Origin of the sequence: Amycolatopsis coloradensis (assembly GCF_037997115.1) — a bacterium.
Classification (GTDB): Bacteria; Actinomycetota; Actinomycetes; order Mycobacteriales; family Pseudonocardiaceae; genus Amycolatopsis; species Amycolatopsis coloradensis_A.
Window position 1 is genome coordinate 6,385,086 of record NZ_CP150484.1, and the last position, 13,570, is coordinate 6,398,655.

General features: G+C 70.4%; 15 protein-coding genes. 11 read left to right on the forward strand and 4 right to left on the reverse strand.

Annotated elements, in window-relative coordinates:
• The first annotated feature begins 62 nt into the window (after nt 1-62).
• The 11 genes from LCL61_RS29890 (at nt 63) to LCL61_RS29940 (ending at nt 10,084) form a co-directional block, all read left to right on the forward strand.
• Nucleotides 63-1,022, forward strand: a complete 960-nt coding sequence (locus tag LCL61_RS29890) for an NAD-dependent epimerase/dehydratase family protein (RefSeq protein WP_340682851.1) — start codon at nt 63-65, stop codon at nt 1,020-1,022.
• A 152-nt stretch (nt 1,023-1,174) separates the two neighbouring features.
• Nucleotides 1,175-2,797 (forward strand): carbamoyltransferase family protein, encoded by a 1,623-nt coding sequence (locus LCL61_RS29895; protein WP_340682852.1) that lies wholly within the window; start codon nt 1,175-1,177, stop codon nt 2,795-2,797.
• Nucleotides 2,798-2,812: 15 nt separating this feature from the next.
• The gene (locus LCL61_RS29900; protein WP_340682853.1) at nt 2,813-3,376 is read left to right on the forward strand and encodes an SIS domain-containing protein; all 564 of its coding nucleotides are present in this window, start codon (nt 2,813-2,815) and stop codon (nt 3,374-3,376) included.
• Entirely contained in the window at nt 3,373-4,731 is a 1,359-nt protein-coding gene (locus tag LCL61_RS29905) for a PfkB family carbohydrate kinase (RefSeq protein WP_340682854.1), read from the forward strand. The genes LCL61_RS29900 and LCL61_RS29905 overlap by 4 nt, the downstream gene beginning before the upstream one ends.
• Nucleotides 4,731-5,417 (forward strand): SDR family oxidoreductase, encoded by a 687-nt coding sequence (locus tag LCL61_RS29910; protein WP_340688706.1) that lies wholly within the window; start codon nt 4,731-4,733, stop codon nt 5,415-5,417. The genes LCL61_RS29905 and LCL61_RS29910 overlap by 1 nt, the downstream gene beginning before the upstream one ends.
• Nucleotides 5,408-6,352: a glycosyltransferase family 9 protein gene (locus LCL61_RS29915; RefSeq protein ID WP_340688707.1), complete on the forward strand. Its 945-nt coding sequence runs from the start codon at nt 5,408-5,410 to the stop codon at nt 6,350-6,352. The genes LCL61_RS29910 and LCL61_RS29915 overlap by 10 nt, the downstream gene beginning before the upstream one ends.
• Nucleotides 6,353-6,356: 4 nt before the next feature.
• Entirely contained in the window at nt 6,357-7,655 is a 1,299-nt protein-coding gene (locus tag LCL61_RS29920; protein WP_425342070.1) for a UDP-glucose dehydrogenase family protein, read from the forward strand.
• Nucleotides 7,652-8,263: a flavodoxin family protein gene (locus LCL61_RS29925; protein ID WP_340682856.1), complete on the forward strand. Its 612-nt coding sequence runs from the start codon at nt 7,652-7,654 to the stop codon at nt 8,261-8,263. Before LCL61_RS29920 ends, LCL61_RS29925 begins: the two co-directional genes overlap by 4 nt.
• A 20-nt stretch (nt 8,264-8,283) precedes the next feature.
• Nucleotides 8,284-8,685 (forward strand): hypothetical protein, encoded by a 402-nt coding sequence (locus tag LCL61_RS29930; protein WP_340682857.1) that lies wholly within the window; start codon nt 8,284-8,286, stop codon nt 8,683-8,685.
• 98 nt (nt 8,686-8,783) lie between these two features.
• The gene (locus LCL61_RS29935; protein WP_340688708.1) at nt 8,784-9,458 is read left to right on the forward strand and encodes a DUF6766 family protein; all 675 of its coding nucleotides are present in this window, start codon (nt 8,784-8,786) and stop codon (nt 9,456-9,458) included.
• A 62-nt stretch (nt 9,459-9,520) separates the two neighbouring features.
• Nucleotides 9,521-10,084 carry a hemerythrin domain-containing protein gene (locus tag LCL61_RS29940; RefSeq protein WP_340682858.1) on the forward strand — a complete coding sequence of 188 codons (564 nt, stop codon included), beginning with the start codon at nt 9,521-9,523 and terminating at the stop codon, nt 10,082-10,084.
• Between the two features lie 219 nt (nt 10,085-10,303).
• On the opposite strand, the gene LCL61_RS29945 is transcribed toward LCL61_RS29940, so the two are convergent.
• Genes LCL61_RS29945 through LCL61_RS29960 form a run of 4 tightly spaced genes read right to left on the reverse strand, consistent with a single transcriptional unit; the run spans nt 10,304 to nt 13,567 of the window.
• Nucleotides 10,304-10,975: a phosphate signaling complex PhoU family protein gene (locus LCL61_RS29945; RefSeq protein WP_340682859.1), complete on the reverse strand. Its 672-nt coding sequence runs from the start codon at nt 10,973-10,975 to the stop codon at nt 10,304-10,306.
• Nucleotides 10,972-11,709 (reverse strand): metallophosphoesterase family protein, encoded by a 738-nt coding sequence (locus LCL61_RS29950; RefSeq protein ID WP_340682860.1) that lies wholly within the window; start codon nt 11,707-11,709, stop codon nt 10,972-10,974. The genes LCL61_RS29945 and LCL61_RS29950 overlap by 4 nt, the downstream gene beginning before the upstream one ends.
• The gene (locus tag LCL61_RS29955) at nt 11,706-12,515 is read right to left on the reverse strand and encodes a nucleotidyltransferase family protein (RefSeq protein ID WP_340682861.1); all 810 of its coding nucleotides are present in this window, start codon (nt 12,513-12,515) and stop codon (nt 11,706-11,708) included. Before LCL61_RS29955 ends, LCL61_RS29950 begins: the two co-directional genes overlap by 4 nt.
• On the reverse strand, nt 12,512-13,567 hold the full coding sequence (locus LCL61_RS29960) for an NAD-dependent epimerase/dehydratase family protein (protein WP_340682862.1): 1,056 nt from the start codon (nt 13,565-13,567) through the stop codon (nt 12,512-12,514). Before LCL61_RS29960 ends, LCL61_RS29955 begins: the two co-directional genes overlap by 4 nt.
• Nucleotides 13,568-13,570: the final 3 nt, after the last annotated feature.

Here is a 13,570-nt window from a genome sequence, read left to right on the forward strand (position 1 = left end):
CTTACCCGGCATCTCCGGATTCACACGGTTTTTGCCGCTCTCACCGCGGGTAGCCAGTCGCCATGAACAGAGTGCTGGTGACCGGAGGCGCGGGTTTCGTCGGCTCGCATCTGTGCGAACGCCTGCTGGACGCGGGCACGGAGGTCGTCGCGGCGGACAATTTCGCCACGGCCGTCATGGCCAACGTGGCGCATCTCCTCGACCGTCCGGGGTTCCGGCTCCTCTCCCGTGACGTCACCGGGCCGATGAGCGCGCCGGGCCCGTTCGACGTCGTCTTCCACCTCGCGTCCGCCGCCTCGCCCCGTGACTACTTCCGCCTTCCGCTCGAGACGCTGCGCGCGGGCTCGCACGGCACCGAGCGGGCGCTGGACATCGCCGAACGCGACGGCGCGCGGTTCGTCCTCGCCTCGACGAGCGAGGTCTACGGCGATCCGCAGGAGCACCCGCAGCGCGAGGAATACTGGGGGCACGTGAACCCGATCGGACCGCGCAGCGTCTACGACGAGGCCAAGCGGTACGCCGAAGCGCTCGCTTCGGCCATGCGCCGGGAACGGGACGCGAACACCGGCATAGCCCGGATCTTCAACACCTACGGCCCGCGTATGCGCCCCGACGACGGCCGCATGATCCCGACGTTCATCGGCCAGGCGCTGGCGGGCGAACCGCTCACCGTGACCGGCAGCGGCGACCAGACCCGTTCCCTCTGCTACGTCGACGACACGGTCCGCGGTCTGATCGCGCTGGCGGACTCCGACGTGCCCGGCCCGGTGAACCTGGGCAATCCGCACGAATTGACCGTGTTACGGATCGCGGAGGAGATTCTGGCCGTCACCGGCAGCGCGTCGCGGATCGAGCATGTCGACGCGGCGGTCGACGATCCGGCCCGCCGCTGCCCGGACATCTCCCGCGCCCGCCGGGAACTCGGCTGGGAGCCGGAGATCCCGCTGACGGAAGGACTTCCACGCACCGTCGCCTGGTTCGCGCGGCCACGGTCCGGCCCATACCCGGCCGCCGGCGTCTGACCACCCGGGCCCCGAATCCCCGGAGAGACGCTTCGCTCAGTAGCGACGTCCTGGGCTTTTGCGCCGCGTCGTTTATCGCCGACTGCACCGGGTAGCGCTACAGGAGTAAGCGCGGGTCACGGCCCGCATCCCCCGACCGGAGAGGTGGCCCGGTGCGCATACTCGGTATCAACGCCGTTTTCCACGACCCGGCCGCGGCCCTCGTGGTCGACGGCGAGATCGTGGCCGCGGCGGAGGAAGAACGGTTCAGCCGTCGCAAGCACGGCAAGCGGCCGGTGCCGTTCTCCGCTTGGGAACAGCCCGCCGAAGCCGCCGCGTGGTGCCTGGCGGAGGCGGGAATCTCCGCGCAGGATCTCGACGCCGTCGGCTATTCGTACGATCCGGCACTCGTCGAGGCGGGTCTGGCGGGGCATGACGGGAAGAACGAAGGTCTCCGTACCGACTTCGCCCGCCGGGCTCCCGCGTTCCTCAAGGCGGCGTTGCCGGGGCTGGATCCCGCGACCGTCCGTTTCGTCCGGCACCACGTCGCGCACGCCGCCTCGGCCGCGCTCGCCGCGCCGTTCGAGGACTGCGCGGTGCTGGTGGCCGACGGCCGCGGCGAGAGCACGTCCTACCTCGCGGGTGAGTACCGCGACGGCAAGTTCGAGGAACTCGCCGAGCAGCGGCTCCCCCATTCGCTCGGGCTGATGTACGAGGACCTGACCGAGCACCTCGGATTCGCCCGGTCCAGTGACGAGTACAAGGTGATGGCGCTGGCCTCCTACGGGAAGCCCCGGTTCCTAGACCGGATCGCGGAAAGCGTGCACACCAACGGGATGGGGTTCCGTACTGACGAGATCGACTGGACCTCGTTCGCGCCCGCCGTCGAGCCGGGGCAGGAGCCCGGGCAGGTCCACGCCGACCTGACCGCGAGCGTGCAGCGCTGCCTGGAGGACGTGCTGCTCGAACTCGCGGCCAAGATCCATGAACACACCGGGCACACGGACCTCGCGATGGCGGGCGGGATCGCACTCAACTGCGTGGCCAACACCCGGCTGCACGCCGAAGGACCGTTCGAGCGCATCTGGGTCCAGCCCGCCGCCGGTGACGCCGGCACCGCGCTCGGGGCGGCGCTGCAACTCGCGGCCGACTTCGGTGAACGCGGCGGCCCGATGGCCGGCGCGGACCTGGGCCGAGGCTGGACGGACGACCAGCTGGAGAACGCGCTCAAGACCGCGAACGTGCGCTACGAACGGCCGGACGACGTCGCCGAGGCGGTCGCCGGAGCCCTGGCCGAAGACCGGATCGTGGCCTGGTTCCATGGCCGGTCCGAATTCGGCCCGCGCGCGCTCGGCCACCGGTCGCTGCTCGCGCATCCCGGGCACGCGGCCAATCTGGAACGGCTGAACGACGTGAAGGGCCGAGAACAGTTCCGCCCGGTCGCCCCGATGGTGCTCGCCGAACGCGCGGGCGAGATCTTCTCCCGCGGCCCGCTTCCCAGCCCGTACATGCTTTTCGTGCACGACGTCGCGCAGGAGTGGCGGGATCGCCTCCCCGCCGTCACCCACGTCGACGGCACCGCCCGCGTACAGACCGTCGACGCCGACGGCGAACCGCTCGTGGCGAGAATGCTCGGCGCGTTCGAACGGCTTACCGGCGTGCCCGCCGTGGTCAACACCAGCCTCAACACCGCGGGAAGGCCGATGGTCGATTCCCCGCGGGACGCGCTGGAGTGCTTCGGTTCGGCCCCCATCGACCTGCTCGCCCTCGGACCTTTCGTGGTCCGCCGTCCCTGACCTTGGAGGTGTGTCGTGATCGAAGAACACTTCGCAGCATTGAGCGAGGCCGCCGGGAAGTCCGCTTCCTGGTCGCCGAAGATCCGTGACTGGGGTGACCATCTGGCCACCGTGCTGTCGTCCGGCGGACGGCTGCTCGCGTGCGGCAACGGCGGGAGCGCCGCCGAGGCGCAGCACCTCACCGGTGAGCTGGTGGGCCGGTTCCGCAACGACCGGCAGCCGTTTTCGGCGATCGCCCTGCACGCGGACACCTCCGCCGTGACGGCCATCGTGAACGACTACGGCGAGCACGAGGTGTTCGCCCGGCAGGTGCGCGCGCACGGCCGTCCCGGCGACGTCCTCGTCTGCCTTTCCACCAGCGGGGGGAGCCAGAACGTCGTCGCGGCCGCGAAGGCCGCCCACGAACTCGGCGTGACCACCTGGGCGATCACCGGCCCCTCCCCCAACCCGCTGGCCGCGCTGTGCGCCGACGCGATCCCGGTGGAGGCGCCGTCGATGGCCACCGTGCAGGAGGTCCACCTCGCGCTGGTGCACGCCCTGTGCACCGCGTTCGACCACGCGCTCGGGGTGCCCACGTGAGGCCGCTGGTCGTGCTGGGCGACGCCTTGCTGGACGTCGACGTCGACGGCACGTCGGACCGGCTCTGCCCGGACGCGCCGGTCCCTGTGGTCGACCTCGCCCGCGAATGGCGGCGGCCGGGCGGCGCCGGGCTGGCCGCGTTGCTCGCGGCGCGGTCCACCGCCGAGGTCGTCCTCGTCACCCCGCTGGGCGGCGACCAGGCGGGCCGGACCCTGGCCGGGCTGCTGGAGCGCGAGGTCCGGGTGGTGCCGATGCCGTTGTGCGGCACCACCGTCACCAAAACCCGCGTCCGCGCCGCCGGGCAGTCGCTGGTCCGTCTCGACAGCGGTGACGGCAGGGCGGAGTACTCGCCGCTCACCGCCGGCGTCCGTGATGCGCTGCGTTCGGCGGGCGCGATCCTCGTCGCCGACTACGGCCGCGGCGTCACCGGCCATCCGGAGGTCCGCAAGCTGCTCGCCGAACTGGCGCGCACGATCCCGGTCGTCTGGGATCCGCATCCCCGCGGAGCTGAGCCCGTGGCGGGAATCCGCCTCGCGACCCCGAACCTCGCCGAAGCCGAGCAGCTCACCGAAGCCCGCGGCGACGCCGACGACCTGGCGAAGCAGATGCACGCGCTCTGGAAGGCCGACGCGGTCTGTGTCACCACGGGCTCGCGCGGCGCGGTGCTGACCGAGGGCGGCCCGTGCACGACGTTCCGGCCGCCGTCGGGCGTCGTCGCCAAGGACACTTGCGGCGCGGGTGACCGCTTCGCGTCCGCGGTCACCGCCGCGCTCCTCGACGGGGCGTCCACCGCCGACGCGGTGGCCACCGGGGTCGAGACGGCCGCACGCTTCGTCGCCACCGGCGGCGCCGCCACGTTGTCCACTGTGGACAACGAACCGCGGCCGGAGACCACGCACCACGGTGCTTCGGCGTTCGACGTGGCCGCGCGGGTCCGCGCGCGAGGTGGCAGGCTCGTCGCCACCGGTGGCTGTTTCGACCTGCTGCACCCCGGCCACGCCAGCCTGCTCCGGCAGGCACGTGCGTTGGGTGACGCCCTCGTCGTATGCCTCAATTCCGACGCCTCCGTGCGCGGCCTGAAAGGACCGGGACGGCCGATCGTGACCGCCCGGGACCGCGCCAGGTTGCTCACCGAACTCGCCTCGGTCGACGCCGTCGTGGTGTTCGACGAGCCCGATCCCGCCGCGGTGCTGGACCGCCTCCGCCCGGACGTCTGGGTCAAGGGCGGCGACTACGCGGACACTGAGCTCCCCGAAAGCGCCGTCGTGCGCAGGCACGGCGGCGAGATCGTCCTGATCCCGACCATCCGCGGCTATTCCACCTCCCGGCTGGTGGCCGCGGCGGAAGGAGCATGATGCGCCCTCTCGGCAATGTCCTGATCACCGGCGGCGCCTCCGGACTCGGTGCCGCGACCGTCGAAGCCGTCCGTGAAGCGGGTGGTACACCCCTCGTCGTCGACCGCGTCGAACCGGCGGCCGACGTCGCCTTCGTCCAGGCCGACCTGGCCGATTCCGCCGCGGCCGCGAGCGCCGTGAACGCACTCGCCGAACGAGCGGGCGGGATCGACGGCGTCTTCACCGCGGCGGGGACCGACGCGTGCGGCGCGCTCGACGAAGTGTCCACAGAGGACTGGGAACGCGTGGTCCGGGTCAACCTGCTCGGTACGGCCGCGGTCGTCCGCGCGGCGCTGCCCCATCTGCGGCTGAGCCACGGCACGGTGGTGACCTGCGCGTCGACGCTGGGGCTGCGGGTGGCCGGGGACGCGAGCGCCTACTGCGCCTCGAAATTCGGCGTCGTCGGCTTCACCAGGGCACTCGCCATGGAGCTGGCGGGCCGGGTCGGGGTGACGCTGCTCGTCCCCGGCGGCATGCACACCGCGTTCTTCGACGACCGGGCCGAGCAGTACAAGCCGCCGCCGGACGCGAAACTCAACCAGCCCGAGCACGTTGCGGCGTCGGTGGTGTTCGCCCTCTCCCAGCCGCCCGGCTGCGAGGTCCGCGAACTCGTGGTGTGCGCTTCGGAAGAAGGGTCCTGGCCGTGACCGGTGGCATCCTCGTGCTGCGCGCGCTCGGTCTGGGTGATCTGCTCACCGCGGTTCCCGCGCTGCGGGCACTGCGCCGCGCCTTCGACGGCGAGCGGCTGGTGCTCGCCGCGCCCGAGAACCTGCGCGACATCGTCGAACTGATCGACGCGGTGGACGAGTTGCTCCCGACGGCCGGACTCGGCGAGCTGTCCTGGCCCGGCGAGCCGCCGCGGCTGGCGGTCAACCTGCACGGCCGCGGCCCGGAGAGCATCCACGACCTGCTCGCCCAGGACCCGCTCGAACTGATCACGTACCGGCATCCGGACTTCCCCGGCGTCGACGGCCCGGACTGGCCTGCCGAAGCGCACGAAGTCGACCGCTGGTGCCGTCTGCTCGAGGCCGCCCGAATCCCGGCAGACCGCACCGATCTCGCGCTGCCGCCGCCTCCCGGCCCCAGCCCGGCGGCGGGTGCGGTGGTGATCCATCCCGGCGCCGCGTTCGCCGCCCGGCGCTGGCCGCCGGACCGGTACGCGCGGGTGGCGCGGGCACTCTCCGGAGAGCATCGGGTGGTCGTCACGGGAAGCGCGCCGGAAGCGCCCCTCGTCCGCGACGTCACCGAGGCGGCCGGGCTTCCCGACGAGGCGATGCTCACCGGTGGCGGTCTCGCCGAACTGGCCGCGACCGTGGCCGAAGCTCGGCTGGTGATCTGCGGTGACACCGGCGTCGGGCATCTCGCCACCGCCTATGGGACGCCGTCCGTCCTGCTGTTCGGGCCGACCCCGCCGCGGCTCTGGGGCCCTCCTCCCGATGCCCGGCAGCACAAGGTCCTCTGGGTGGGCGACGTCGGCGATCCGCACGGCGAAGCTCCGGATCCCGGCCTGCTGCTGTTGCGCGAGGAACGCGTCCTCGCGCAGGCCGAAGAACTACTGGCGACGGGGGCTTCCCGTGGGTGAGCGGGTGGGCGTGATCGGCGCCGGCTACGTCGGGCTCACGAGCGCCGCGTGCTTCACGCATCTGGGACATCAGGTGGCCTGCGTCGACAACAATCGATCCAAAGTGGACACTTTGCGGCGCGGTGAGGTCACGATCGTCGAGCCGGGGCTCACGGAACTCGTCCGGAACGGGCTGAGCAGCGGCCGACTCCGGTTCACCACCACGCCGGACGAGCTGTCCGATGTGGACTTCGTCTTCCTCTGCCTGCCCACTCCGGAAGGGAAGGACGGCGCCGCCGACGTCCGGGTGCTGGAAGAGGTCGTGGCCACGCTTCCCGGCCTGCTGCGGTCCGGCTGTGTCGTCGTCACCAAGTCCACCGTCCCGGTCGGCACCGGGACCCGGCTGGCGGAACTGCTCGGACGGCCGGATCTGCCCGTGGTGAGCAATCCCGAGTTCCTCCGCGAGGGGCACGCCGTCGAGGACTTCCTGAAGCCCGACCGGATCGTCCTCGGCTCGGTGCCGGAGAACCGGGCGCCCGCCGAACGGGTGGCCGCGTTGTACGGCGAGACGAACGCGCCGGTGTGGTTCACCGATCCGGCCAGTGCCGAGCTGGCGAAATACGCCAGCAACGCGTTCCTGGCGCTAAAAGTGTCCTATGTGAACGTCCTCGCCGAACTGTGCGAGCATTACGGCGCCGACATCCGCGACGTCGGGCGGCTCATGGGGCTCGATTCCCGGATCGGCCCCGCCTTCCTCGTGCCCGGCCCCGGCTGGGGCGGCTCGTGCCTGCCCAAGGACACCGCCGCGCTGCTGCGGACCGCCGAACACGCGGGCGTCGACTTCGGCATCCTGCGTGACGCCATGAAGGCCAACGCCCGCCAGCGGGCGGCCGTGGTGCGGAAGATCCGCCTCGCGATCACCGGTGTTTCGGACGGTTCGCTCTCGGGCATCCGTATCGGGCTGCTCGGATTGGCGTTCAAGGCGGGGACCGGGGATCTGCGCGATTCCCCCGCGCTCGCGGTCGCGCGGGAGCTCGCCAGGAGCGGCGCGGTGTTGACCGCGTACGACCCCGGCGTCGAGTCCGTCGAACCGGACATCGTCCAGGTCGTCGACGACCCGTACCTGGTCGCGAAGGACGCGGCGGCGCTGGTGGTGCTCACCGAGTGGCCCGAGTTCCGCGAGCTCGACTGGGACCGGCTCGCCGCCGCCACCGAACGCGCCGTCGTCGTCGACGCCAGGAATCTCCTGGACCCGGCGACCGTCAGCGAAGCGGGCTTCACCCATACGGGGCTCGGTACCGATCCGAACAGGAGGACAGGATGACCCAGCCGTTGAAGGCCCTCGCACTGGTGTGCTCGCTCAAACCGTCTCCCGCGCCGTCGAGCAGCGCGCTGATCGCCCAGCAGCTGCTCGACGAACTGGCCGGGTGCGGCGCCACCGGTGAACTCGTGCGCGTGGTCGACCACGACGTCAAACCCGGCGTGGAAGGCGACATGGGCGACGGCGACGCCTGGCCGGGGATCCGCCGGAAGATCGCCGCGGCCGACATCCTGCTGATCTCGACGCCGACCTGGGTCGGCCACATGTCCAGTGTGGCCCAGCGCGTGCTGGAACGGCTCGACGCCGAACTGTCCGAAACGGACGACGAAGGCAGGCCCGCGATGTTCGGCAAGGTCGGTGTCACCGCCGTCGTCGGCAACGAGGACGGCGCGCACAAGATCACCGCCGACCTGTTCCAGGCCCTCAACGACGTCGGTTTCACCGTGCCCGCCCAGGGCGGGACGTATTGGAACGGCGAGGCGATGAAGGGCGGGGACTACAACGATCTCGACGAGACGCCCGAAGCGGTCGCCTCGACCAACGCGACCCTCGCGCGCAACGCCGTCCACTTGGCGAACCTGCTGCGGGAGCGGCAGTATCCCCCTTCCTGACGCCAGGTGTGAACGACGCCATGGCCGGGTACCCCGTTTCCGTGATCGTCAAAACGCTGGCGTTCGGTGTTTGTCTCCTGCTCGCCGGCTGCACCGGAGCGAGCGGGCAAGAGCCGGTGAAAGAGGCAGCCGCGCGGTTCATCGGCGCGCTCGCGTCGGGTGATCACCGCTCGGCGTGCGCGCTGCTGGCGCCCCGGGCGCAGGAGTCCTGGGCGCCGGAGAGCTGCGAACGCGGCCTCGCGAGGGCGGACGTCCCGGGCGGAACACCCGAAACGGTCTCGATCTGGAGCGAGGAAGCCCAGGTGAAGACCGCCCGCGACACGCTTTTCCTGCACGAATCGTCCACCGGATGGGTGATCACTGGCGCGGGCTGCCGCCATCGGAACGAACAGGTCTACGACTGCTCGGTGGGTGGACCGTGAAAGCGCGCCCGGTGTTCACCGTCTACCTCGTCTTCGTCGTGGCCGTCCTCGGCTATTGCGTCCTACTGGGCCTGCTCCACCGGTGAAGGAGGCGGATGATGCGGCGCTTTCTCCGGGACAACGCCCTCTCGCTGGCGTTCGGACTGCTGTTCCTGCTGAGTCTCGCGGGACAGGCGTTCGCGGGCCTCGCCGATTACAACGACGGGCGGCTCAGCCACGCCGCCGAACCGATCGGCCTGCTCGACTACCTGGCGTCCGCCGACTTCGCCGTCGACGTCGCCGAAAACTGGCAATCGGAGTACCTGCAGTTCTTCCTGTACGTGTTCGCGACCGTATGGCTGCTGCAACGCGGCTCCCCCGAATCGAAACCGGCCGGCCGGGTCGGCCTGGAAACCGACGAGGAGCAGCAGGTCGGGCGGTATTCGACGGCCGATTCGCCGAAATGGGCCAGAGCGGGAGGCTGGCGCACGGGGATCTTCTCGATGTCACTCGGACTGGTGATGCTGGGACTGTTCCTGCTGTCCTGGCTGGCCCAGTCCGTGGCCGGGATGAGCGCCTACAACGCCGAGCAGCTCACCGAATTCGGTGATCCGGAGTCGTGGTTCGGCTATCTGGCGTCGTCGGACTTCTGGAACCGCACACTCCAGAACTGGCAATCGGAATTCCTCGCCATCGGCTCGATGGCGGTGTTCAGCGTGTACCTGCGCCAGCGCGGCTCCCCCGAATCCAAACCCGTGGGCGCGCCGCATCACGTCACCGACGAATCCGGGTGAGTGAATCGCGGAGAACGGGTATCCGTGCGGTGTCGGACTGACGACCACGGACAGGAGTGTCCATGACCACCACCACGAAACACGACCTCGTCTCGGTGATCACCGAAGACCACCGTGCCTTCGAACGGATCTTCAAGGAGCTCGAATCCGGCAAGGGCGGTGATCGGCACCGCAAGGACCTCGCGGACCACGTGATCGCCGAACTCGTGCGGCATTCGATCGCCGAAGAGCAACATATGTACCCCGCCGCGCGGAAGAAGCTCCCCAACGGCGACGAGGTCGCCGACCACGAGATCGAGGAGCACGCCGAAGCCGAACGCGTGATGAACGACCTCATCGGCCTGGAGCCGACGGACAAGCGGTTCGACCAACTGGTCGGGAAGCTGATCGAGGACGTCCGGCACCACATCGAGGAGGAGGAAAGCGACCTGCTGCCGAAACTGCAGGCCGCCTGCTCGCCGGGAGAATTGCAGGAACTGGGCGAGAAAGTGTTGCGGGCCAAGGAGATCGCCCCGACACGGCCGCACCCCGCCGCCCCGGACCGGCCGCCGGCGAACCGGATCCTGGCGCCGGGGACGGCGTTCATCGACAAGATCCGGGACGCGCTGACGGACCGCGCCACCTGAGCTTTCCGGCGGCGTTCCGTGAAGGCCTCCTTCCCTACTCTCAAGGTAGGGAAGGAGGCCTTCACGGCGTCGCGCGATCCGNCACGTCGCTCTTCCGATCTAGGGAAGGAGGCCTTCACGGCGTCTTGCCGGTGGTGTGGCGGTTCCGGTGGGGAAGGGTGTTGCGAAAGTGGCTTTCCCAACGTCCGGCGTCGCTGTTCCAGCCGAAACGCAGCAACCTCAGAGCTCCGCAGGAACATCCCGCACCGAGGACTCGGGCAGCTCCCCCGTCAGCGCGAAGTCCACCCGCCGCGCCACCGAAACGGCCTGGTCCGCGAACCGCTCGTAGAACCGCGCCAGCAACGCCACCGAGATCGCGGGCGCGACGCCGTGCGGCCAGTCCGGCTCCGTGACCAGCGTCATCAGCTCTTCGTACAGCGCATCGACACGCTGGTCGGACCGGGCGAGCGAGTGGAACACCTCCGCGGTCGGCCCCTCGATCGCCGCGCCGAGATCTTCCGCCATCGAGCCGACGAGCCCGGCCATCTCGCCGAACCGGCCGGCGAGCGCGTCGGGGACGGCGAATTCCGGCGCTCGCGCGGCCTGGTCCGCGATGTGCTGGGCGAGGTCGCCCATCCGCTCCAGCCGGTCGGCGCAGTACACCGCCGCGAGCACGGTCCGCAGGTCGCGCGCGACCGGCGCCTGCAGGGCGAGCAGCTTCTGGGCGGTCTCCTCGCATGTGGTCCGTGCCGCGTTCAGTTTCGCCTCGACGGCCGCGAGTTCGGCGGCGGCTTCGGCGTCCCGGTCGAGGAAGACCCGGTTCGCGAGGCGTAGTTCCTCGCAAGCCATCCCGCACATGCTCGACAGGAGCTCGCCGAGAACGCTCAGTTGACCATGGAATCGATCCCTCATGTCAGCACTTTCGCAGGTTCGAGGACGTACGTGGCGTACGCCGCGCGGATCACCGGCTGGGCGACGTTGCGCACGGGGACACCGCCCGGGCTGACGCCTTGTTCGCTGCCGTAGTGCGCGTGTCCGTGCACGGCGAGCGCGACCTGGGCGTCGTCGATCGGCTCGCACAGCAGGTACGACCCCAGGAACGGGTGGATTTCCGGCGGTTCGCCGTGCAGGGTGCCGGGGATCGGCGAGTAGTGCGTCAGCGCGACGGTCACGTCGGGCTGCTCGTGTTCGAGCCCCTCCAGCGCGGTGCGCAGCCGCCTGGCCGCCGCCATGGTGTGTTCGACGAAGTCCTTCATCTCGCGTTCACCGAACCGGCTCGCGCATTTGCCCGCGAACCCGCCGCCGAAGCCTTTCACCCCGGCGACGCCGAGCTTTCCGCCGTCCAGGTCCACGGTGGTGGCCGAACCCTCCAGAACCGTGATCCCGCTTTCCTCCAGCAGCCCGCTGACCGCCTCCGCCTCGTCCGAGTGGTAGTCGTGGTTGCCGAGCACCGCCACCACGGGGACGTCGAGCCCGGCGAACTCGTCGGCCACCACCCTGGCCTCTTCGACGCTGCCGTGCCGGGTGAGGTCGCCCGCGAGCAGCAGCACCTCGGCGTGTTCGGCGATGTTGTCCAATGCCGGCCGCAGCAGGCCCCGGTTGTCCTCCCCGAGGTGGACGTCCCCGACCGCGGCGACCCGGATCACCGGATCTCCTCGGCGTGCGACGGCTCGCGGACGTCCGCCGTCCGGACGTCGTTGTGCACCAGCTCGGCCGCGATGTGTTCGCAGACGACCGCCTCGATGTCGGCCTTGCGGTTGGCACAGGGGACCTCGCCGCTGAGCCGGACCTGGTCACCGCGCACGGTGACGTGCACGCCGAGTTCGGCGGTCCTCGGATCCTCCGCCAGCGCCTTGGTCAGCCTGGCGACCAGGTACTGGGGCGCTTCCTCGGGCATCGGAAGCTCCTTTCCGTCGATGATGGACAGTGCCGCGAGCAGGGTCAGGAACGACCAGGCGTACGGCGATTCGGCGGTCTCCTCGGCCACGCGGTGCCAGTCGACCTGCTCGCGGAGGTCACGGGCGATCCGCAGCAGCGGCCCGAAATCGCACCGGTGCGGGCTGAGCACGAGTATCTTGTCGACGAGCAGATCGGTGCCGTTGAGCACGGGAGCGGCGGTCGCCCCGACCCGCATCAGCGAAGCGCGGTCGAGCATTTCGTCGGTGACCGGCCGATGGTTGGGCCGGAAGATGAGGTCCACGAGACAGTCGCCGTCGTAGACCTTGGTGAGCCAGTCCTCCGGCGGACGCACCCGTCTCAGCCCCGCGGCTTCCAGCGCGTCCGCCGCTTCCTCGATGTCCTCGTGCTTGAGGAAGAGGTCGACGTCGTGGTCGGACGGCGGGCCGCCCCGCGCGTACACGGCGAGACCGCCCGCGATGGCGAACCGCACCGACGTGCCGTCCAAAGTGGACACCACCTTGGTCAGCGTGTGCAGCAGCTCCTTCTCGTTCACGGCCGCTCCTCCACCCCGGTGGCCAGTTCGTGCCCCCGGCCGACGTCCGGTTTCAGCGGTTCGGTCGGGAACCCTTCGCCTTCCCGCAATCCCTTGAGGAACGCTTCGATCGCGTCCTCCGACGAGTATCGCGGCGTCCAGCCCAGCTCTTCCCTGGCGCGCGTGCAGTCCATCACCGGGAGACGCAGCACGGCTTCGAAAAGCCCAGGCGTGGCCGGAATCAGGTGCAGCGACCAGGCCGCGGCGAGCGCGTTCCGGACCAAGGAGGCCGGGACCTTCACCGGCCTGGCACCGAAGATCCGTGCCAGCGCTCGCGTGTCCAGTACCGGGTCTGCGGCGACGTTGAAGGCGCCCTTGACGTCCTGCAGCGCACAACGGCGGTACGCGTCGGCCACGTCTTCGGTGTGCGCGGTCTGGATCCTCAGTCGCGGGATGTCCGGAAGGATCGGGACGAGCGGCGGCCTCAGCAGTTTGCCCGGAACGAGCGGCCCGCCGAAAAGGCGGCGCTGTTCGGGCGCCGCGGCCTTCTGGAACAGGAATCCCGGGCGCACCCGTACCACCCGCAGCCGTGGATGACTGCGGTCGAACGCCTCGAGAACCCTTTCCACATAAGCCTTTTCCCGGGTGTACGCCGCCTTGGGCGAGCCGTGCGTCGGCCAGTCCTCGGTCACCGGGTGGTCGTCGTCCCTCGGCGAGTACGCCCCGATCGACGACGCGTACACCAGCGACGGCACCCGCATCGCCTGCGCGGCTTCGAACACCCGGATCGAACCCAGCACGTTGACCCGCCAGGTGACCTCGGGCCGGTGGGTCGGCTGGAAAAGCCAGGCCAGGTGGATCACCACGTCGGCGCCGTCGAACACGGCCCGGAGGTCGTCGCGGGCCACGTCGGCGGTGACGAACTCGGTCTTCGGGCTCTCCCAGCGGCTGGGGCGCCTCGCCAGCCCGACGATCGAGCCGACCTCGGGGTCCGCACCCAGCGCGCGCACCACCGCTGTCCCGACGTTACCGGTGGCGCCGGTGACCACGATCCGCTTGCCACTGCTGCTCATGGG

What these genes read in the sequence shown, in the direction of transcription:
- LCL61_RS29890 (WP_340682851.1), top strand. Translation starts at nt 63, where the DNA reads ATGAACAGAGTGCTGGTGACCGGAGGCGCGGGTTTCGTCGGCTCGCAT.
- LCL61_RS29910 (WP_340688706.1), top strand. Translation starts at nt 4,731, where the DNA reads ATGCGCCCTCTCGGCAATGTCCTGATCACCGGCGGCGCCTCCGGACTC.
- LCL61_RS29925 (WP_340682856.1), top strand. Translation starts at nt 7,652, where the DNA reads ATGACCCAGCCGTTGAAGGCCCTCGCACTGGTGTGCTCGCTCAAACCG.
- LCL61_RS29930 (WP_340682857.1), top strand. Translation starts at nt 8,284, where the DNA reads ATGGCCGGGTACCCCGTTTCCGTGATCGTCAAAACGCTGGCGTTCGGT.
- LCL61_RS29935 (WP_340688708.1), top strand. Translation starts at nt 8,784, where the DNA reads ATGCGGCGCTTTCTCCGGGACAACGCCCTCTCGCTGGCGTTCGGACTG.
- LCL61_RS29940 (WP_340682858.1), top strand. Translation starts at nt 9,521, where the DNA reads ATGACCACCACCACGAAACACGACCTCGTCTCGGTGATCACCGAAGAC.
- LCL61_RS29945 (WP_340682859.1), bottom strand. Translation starts at nt 10,975, where the DNA reads ATGAGGGATCGATTCCATGGTCAACTGAGCGTTCTCGGCGAGCTCCTG.
- LCL61_RS29960 (WP_340682862.1), bottom strand. Translation starts at nt 13,567, where the DNA reads ATGAGCAGCAGTGGCAAGCGGATCGTGGTCACCGGCGCCACCGGTAAC.